We start from the raw sequence: 6,989 nt of genomic DNA, 5'->3' as shown, positions 1-6,989 counted from the left end.
GGGCGACAGCAGGAGACTGAAAAACTTTGTCGTCAAGGTGTAGTTGGATAAATGCTGGACGCTTCTCAGACGTTTTCAACGACAATGAACACTGTAAAGCGTCACGTTGTCTAACGTCGCGTGCAACTCAATCTGGCAATTTCCGCATTGAGTCTATTGCTGACGAGACGCTACGAAACGGTGCCCAAGGGGCTGGTTGCGAGGCGATCTAATTGCACGGATTGGATCACGTGGTCCATGCGATCAAACGCAGCTTTGTGAACCATCCGCCCGAGTCGTCGCTCGGTTTTGCCGACGTTGACGTAGTGCCGAAACTTACTTTTCACCGGTACGTGTTTGACACGGGGTTGAGCCGGGTCGATTTCCCAGGGATGGATGTAGAACATCGCAGGTCGGCCTTCACGACGCACCGCCTTGATCGCTTTTAACGTCAATGACAGTGGGAATAAGCGAAAGTAGCCGCCACCGATCGGGATCGACATCCGGCCTTTGGTCCAAGCCGACGGCGGGAACTCGCAAATCGTGCCGTGCGTGGTCGTCAAGTCATGGATCTCTTTTTGGGCATCGGGCATGCCATAACGATCGTGACCGCTGATCGGAAAAATACTGCTGTCAACGGTGAAGCCATGCTCGGCCAACACATCGAGCGCCCAGAGTGATTGTTCGGTGATCGAAAAGCTAGGGGCTCGGTACGCGTTGACTTCGATACCACATGCATTGGCGATAGCATCGCGGCTGTCGTCGATGTCTTTGGCGAATGCTTCGGGCGTCAGATCATAGACCAATTGGTGCCAATAGCCGTGGGAGGCAATTTCGTGACCGGCGGCTGCGATTCGCTTGATCAAGTTTGGATAACGTTCGGCAACCCAGCCAAGAACAAAAAAGGTGCCACGGACTTCATGTTTGTCGAACAGCGAGAGCAGCCGATCGGTATTGGCTTCGACCCGGCACTCGTGATCGTCCCACGTCGAACGGCAAACGCGATCGCTGAACGCGGAGACATGGAAATAGTCTTCGACGTCCACGGTAAGAGCGTTCGGAATGTGATCAGGGAGGGGCATGTGGGATAGAGATGTAGCGAAAGTCGCCAAGACTTTTGTGTGGGATAGGCTTCCAGCCTGTCATCGGCCGAGGGTTGTCGTTTGGGATCTTTGGCAAGATCCACTACACGTTTGTCGTTGATCGCTCCGCGATCATTACGTTCTTCCAACCTTAATCATCAATGTAGCGAGACTCGCCAAGAGTTTCGTCGGTCAATCTCGCTACACGTTGTGATCGCGGAGCGATCAACGACATTACTTAGGGCGGCGGGGTGGGACGGGGGGAGGGTAACATTCGTCGGCTAGTGGCGGCATAAACCAGCTCTCGATCGGCTTTCGACGCGGACCAATGTGAATCGTCACCGCCATCGAAACAGACGCCATCAAAGCAATCGGTCGAATCAAGCCGCTCTCGCAACAAGTCGCGGCGACACAGTCCCATCATCTTCATCACCACTTCGCCTTTGACTCCCACCATCCGCATTGCGGTGGCGGTAATCATTCGCATGTCCAACCACCAATTGGCTTCTTCGATGTAACGCAGATCCAGAATCTGTTTGCGGCGAACATCATCGATCGTTTCATCCGGTGGCAGGTTGACTTGTGCTAACCCGGTCACACCGGGTTTGACCTTGTTTCGATCGTAATAAAGCTCGATCTGTTCGGCCAATGATTCACATATTTCGGGACGTTCGGGGCGGGGACCGACCAGCGACATTTCGCCTGCGGCAACATTCCACAACTGTGGCAATTCGTCGAGATGCAATTTACGAAGAATCTTTCCGAGCCAAGTGACACGCGAGTCGTGTTTGACACACCAAACGGCTTGCCCGGGTTTCTCGGCATTCTTAACCATCGAGCGAAGCTTGATGATCTCGAACGTTTTGCCATTCAGGCCAACCCGGGTTTGGCGATAGAAGCCGGGGCCGGGCGAGGTCAATTTGACTAATACAAACAGAACAAGCATCAAGGGAGCTGTTAACACCAACAACACGCTTCCCAAACAACGATCAAATGCATACTTGCGGCGCAGAAAAATCACGTGGTTCTCATTCGGTTCGGATAGCGATTTATCATTGATTGAGTGATCCGTGTCATCACGTCGTTTCCTCGACGAATCGTTCGCAGGCGGCACAGACTTCTCGACGCTGCGACGTCGAAACATTTGTATCGAACTCATTACTGAATCACTCGCTCAACCGAGGGAAGAAACGCTTCTAGAAAATCGCGACAAGGACGCTGCGATTCATTGCCGACGGGACCGGCGACTTGAATTTTGTAAAGATTGTCGGTCATCCAGACCCGCGGATACTTGCTGGCGACAAACGCACCTCCGTCACTCCATCCATACCAAACATCAAGACTCGCGTCGGACTCGGAACGTTGTGCAAACTGGGCTGACCAAAATTGATGTTCACTCTGCGAAGTCAAGATTTCTTCCACTTGTGTCTGTCCGACTTGTTTGGTTCCTACCGAACTGTAACAAACCTCGGGAGTATGCACTGCGATCGGGCCACGTGGCCCAAACAGTGTTGCGACGGTGACAATCGCATCATATTTTTCGTTGCGATACAGCCTCACTTGCGATCCATAACAACGCAGCATTTTGGCAGCGCTCTCATCGAGAGGCTTCGTATCGGTCAACACCCAATCGCCCGCTTGTTCGGGCAATTCGGCAAGCTGATCCCCTTGAGCTTGTAAATCGACTGGACGTGACCAGCGACCATCCAAATAGCCATGCACCACACCGGAAAACAGCGTCATTGCAACCACGATGGCGACCGGAACACGGCGACTGGCCAGTCCCGCAGCGACATTTGAGCCCTCGTTCTTTTTTGGGCTCTTGCCGGCCAATCCAGCATCGATGTTGGAAGCTTGTTTTTTCATGAACCGAACTCCTGTTTCATCGCGGCCAATTTCTCCTGTTCGTTCGCTGTCAGCCCAGCAGGGTCAAGTTTTTCGAGATCAAGCGTTTTCCAAACTCGTTCGGCATCGGCTTGCTTATCCTGAGCTAGCAGCGTGAGGATCAGATGAAATTGAAAGCGGGGTTCAGCGGAGATTGCAATCGCTTGCTCAAAGATATCACGAGCTTCGTCAAATCTGCCTGCTTTCAGCAACACGACTCCCTTTGTATCAAGTAGTTCAGGATTATCTCCGGCAAGTTTGATGGCGTCATTGATTGGACCGAGCCCTTCGGCAGCCCGTCCTGGTGTTTCGGACAGTGCCATCGCCAAGTTGTTCAGAGCGAGGATCCGCAAAGGATCGAGGCGTTGAACTTTTCGGTACATGGTAATTGCGTCATCAAGTCGACCTTGCTGCATACGTAAAGTAGCGACACTTTCGAGTAGGGCAGGGTTGTCACCAAACTTTAACAACGCTTTCTCAATTACTTGCTGATCACGTGCTGACTCCGTTGCGTTGACCTTATTTAGCAATGATTTCATAAACAATGTCGCTGATAGGACATCGGAGTGTTTTTTGAAATGTTCAGCACAGACCTCAATGCTTTTCTGGGCTTGATCGGCTTGATTGAGTGCGACAACATAGTTGAGCAAGGTTTCTTCGTTACTGTGATAGGCACGTTTTAACCATTGCAAACCTTCGTTCGCGAATCCCAGTTTGAGCAGAGTCCCTCCCGCAATCGACGACACACTGACGTCCTCAAGCATGTCATCCTCGAAGGCACGATCGGCCCATAACTCAACCAGCTGGGGAGCTGTGGCTTGCTCTCCCATTTTCCCGGCATAACGGACAGAAATTTCCAGGGCCGCTAGCGAGCCTTCTTTTATCGATTCCAATTCCTTCAGCAGCCTTTCAACTTTTGGTAAATCCCGTGCTTGACCATGGTCGAGTAGGAAAGTTGCGTAACGGTACAGGTCCGTCACTTTGGCGTTACTCTTTTGAACAAGTGATTCGTAGACCGACCGCGTTTCAACGAACCAACGATCGCGAAGTTCAACTTGTTCTTCGGGAAGGCCTTCAGCACGTTTAACCAGTAGTACCGCCAGGAATCTCGCCGCATCATCACTTTGACTGTTTTGCTCCTTGAAGAGTTCTCGCAGCATCTCAGAAGCCTTAGCCTGTTGCTGTTCGTTGCCTTGCGTGCCGAGCAATACCGCATAAAGCAAACGGTTGCTGCTCGTCACATGCCCAGCCGAAGAAAGCAACGCCGACAGTTCGCTCCAGTCGACACCCGCCCCGTCTCTCGCCGCGATCGCGCGAGCCAATTCGTTTCGCAGTTCGGCATTTTCCGGACTGCGGCTTTGTGCCATCCGCAGCGACTCGATCGCCTCGTCTTCGCGGTTCAACTTACGGTACAACTGCACCAGGGCCAATTGAGTTCGCGTGGAAGGACGTAGGTCATCGGCCGCTTTCAACAGCGGAAGTGCCGCTTCGAAATCCTCGAGTGCGACGAAGGATTGTGCTTTCAGCATCAATTTCGAGAACTCGTCGAGTGAGCAGTCGTCGATGCGAGCAATCTCATCTTGTATGGATTGTTTGTCACCACGAGCCAGGTACAGACGGAGGCGAGTGGAAAAAATGCTTGCGTCGTCGGTTTCGGCAAGCTGCGACGCGGCTTCAATCGCCTCGGTGGCTTGATCCAGCAACTGCCCACGCTGAGTTTCGTCTTTCAATTCCGCTGCCGCGACCGTCGCCGTCAGGCAAAGCACGAGATGGCTGACGTAATCGTTGGGACGCTCGGCAACCGCGGACTCGGCAACCGCCAAACTGCGGTTGTAATCTCCCTGACGCTGAGCGAGCTGAATCTTGGTGGTGGCGTATTTATCGATTTCGGCCTCGGTCGCAAACGAGGTAAGGCGTAGTTCCTCTTCGGCTTCGGCCGTTCGATTCAGGCGGACTAACTGCTCAAACAGCAGTTGCCGTGTTTGCAATCGCCGGTCGCCTGCGGCGATCCCGCGACGTAGGCGTTCCACCGCTTGTTCGGATCGGCCTTCGATCGCCAACAGCCAACCTTCTAGTGAAATTGCCTCACCCCAACGCGGCCGCCACGAAGAAATCTCCCTCAATAACTTATGAGCCTCTTTCAAGCGTCGATCGTTGCGATCAATTTCATTGGGATCGCTTCGTAACTGATCGATCAGGTGGGTCACCTTTAAAAATCGCCAATACGATCCGGTCACTCCTTCTTGTTTACGAAGTTGCTCTTCCCAGAACGTCGCCAGTTCATCGGGGGTGAGCCGATTGTTTCCTGTCGTCAATAGCTTGCAGTCTTCCGGCAATCCCTTTGCTAGGCCTGCCATGGCATAGGTGGTCGAAAGTGACCGACGATCTTCGGGAATTTTGAAGAGGGACTGGTAGGCAAGTTCAGGATCGTTTGCTCGCGCGGCAAATTCGGCCGCCAACAGGTGAAGCGAGTCAATGGCGGCATCGTCACTGGGTGTCGTTTCATCCTCTTTCGGGGTGATCAGCTCGATTTGATCCAACAATCGTTTGCTTGCGGCGAGTGGATCGCCTCTGCTTGCTTCGATACGTGCCTTGACAATCGCCACCGGGGTCGCAGCCAAACCGACGACGTCTTGCAATCGCTTTATCGCTTGGTTGGCCTCTTCATCGCGTCCCGCTTCCGCTAAACGCTCGGCGGCAAAGGCTTGGATCGTGGGATCGGTGGTATGTTTGGTAGCAAGTTTCGCAACGCCATCGGCCATCTCGGACGATCGCAAATGCTCTTCCGCAGCGACACCGGCAATCGGTAGCGAGGCATCCAGTACATCCAACCGTCGGATCGCGCGAGCGAGTTCTTCGCGAGTCAAATCATCAAGCTCGGTGTGAACATTGGATACATCGAGCTTTTGCAATTGGCCCCGAATTCGCTGGACCATCGATCGCACTCCGCTGAAATCACGCTTCTCGGGCGGCAATCGCAACTGGTAGTTGAATTGGCCTTCGACGCTGGCGATCTGCATCGCGGGCGAAGCAGACAGCCCCGCCATTCGCCACTGTTCAACCGCTTGCAATCGATTTCCCGCACGCGTCCAAGCTTCGGCCGCTTGGGCACGAAGAGGGGCGTTGCCCGGGTCGAGATCGACTACTTTTTGCAATACCAATGCGGCTTGGTCCCAGATACCCTGAGCTTGATAGAGCGAAGCCAACTGAGTCGCCACGGCGACTTTCTCGCTGACGCTGGCATCGCTTGAGGCATCCAACGCATGTCGATACATCACGATTGCGGCGACCGTGTCCCCGCGTCGTGCGGTCATCATCGCTTCCATGACTTCCAACCGCCATGCCGCGGCGGCGATTCGTCGACCGGCCTCTGTCCGCTGTGCGGGGGACATTTGATCGACGGTTGCCCGGGTCAGAATGGTGGAAGCACTCGAAATCGCTTTGCGAAAGTCATCCAGAATTGAAGTCGCACGAATCGAGTGATCTTCATCCTGACTAAGTACGGTAGCGAGCGATCCAAGCAAATCCAAACTGTTTGCGTTAACCTGCTCCAGTCCCGATTGCCAAATCTCAATGGCCCGCTCGGAATCGCCCTGCACCAAACTCAATCGCCCGGCAGCGAGAAACACGTACTCGAGTGTTGATGTTGGTACATCCGTTAGCCTCAGGGCCATTAGCTGTTCGTACCATTGGGTCGCCAATTCCGCGTCTTCGTTGGCAACGGTGTTCGCGGCTTGCAACAACAGGACGTAATCCCAATACGCTGCGGAACCTTGATCGCCCCCCTTAGACGCGACCTCCTCATTCAAATCACCATCGGAGTCTGTTTCTTTGGCGGCTGCATCGATGGAAGCTTGTTTTTGCGACAATTGCTTAGACGCTACCTTTGCTGCCGTACGAAGTCGCTCGTTCGCTTGCGTTTCGTTCCCACGATGCAGGTCAACTTGAACGAGAATCAACTGAGAACGGCTGTCGTCGCTCTTTTGAATCGGCTCGATCACCGCGTCGACACGGTCTCGCAGCACACGATCTTGCAAGGTTTGA

General features: G+C 53.6%; 4 protein-coding genes. All 4 read right to left on the bottom strand.

Going from position 1 to position 6,989, the window contains the following annotated elements; all coding sequences use genetic code 11:
• Positions 1-170 precede the first annotated feature (170 nt).
• On the bottom strand, positions 171-1,025 hold the full coding sequence (locus RMSM_RS13855; protein WP_008697003.1) for an XrtA system polysaccharide deacetylase: 855 nt from the start codon (positions 1,023-1,025) through the stop codon (positions 171-173).
• A 274-nt stretch (positions 1,026-1,299) separates the two neighbouring features.
• Positions 1,300-2,220, bottom strand: coding sequence for a sugar transferase (locus tag RMSM_RS36850; protein WP_052031629.1), 921 nt, complete (start codon positions 2,218-2,220; stop codon positions 1,300-1,302).
• Positions 2,220-2,927, bottom strand: coding sequence for an exosortase-associated EpsI family protein (locus RMSM_RS13845; RefSeq protein ID WP_008697000.1), 708 nt, complete (start codon positions 2,925-2,927; stop codon positions 2,220-2,222). The genes RMSM_RS36850 and RMSM_RS13845 overlap by 1 nt, the downstream gene beginning before the upstream one ends.
• On the bottom strand, positions 2,924-6,989 hold a 4,066-nt coding region (locus RMSM_RS13840; RefSeq protein ID WP_040766508.1), incomplete at its 5' end, for a tetratricopeptide repeat protein. The genes RMSM_RS13840 and RMSM_RS13845, both read right to left, overlap by 4 nt.

Origin of the sequence: Rhodopirellula maiorica SM1 (assembly GCF_000346295.1) — a bacterium.
GTDB lineage: Bacteria > Planctomycetota > Planctomycetia > Pirellulales > Pirellulaceae > Novipirellula > Novipirellula maiorica.
The sequence above is the reverse complement of the archived record's forward strand: the minus strand, read 5'-3'. Positions and strand labels throughout refer to the sequence as shown.

Excerpts from the sequence above, each read along its gene's own strand:
- RMSM_RS36850 (WP_052031629.1), bottom strand. The coding sequence starts at position 2,220 with ATGAGTTCGATACAAATGTTTCGACGTCGCAGCGTCGAGAAGTCTGTG.
- RMSM_RS13845 (WP_008697000.1), bottom strand. The coding sequence starts at position 2,927 with ATGAAAAAACAAGCTTCCAACATCGATGCTGGATTGGCCGGCAAGAGC.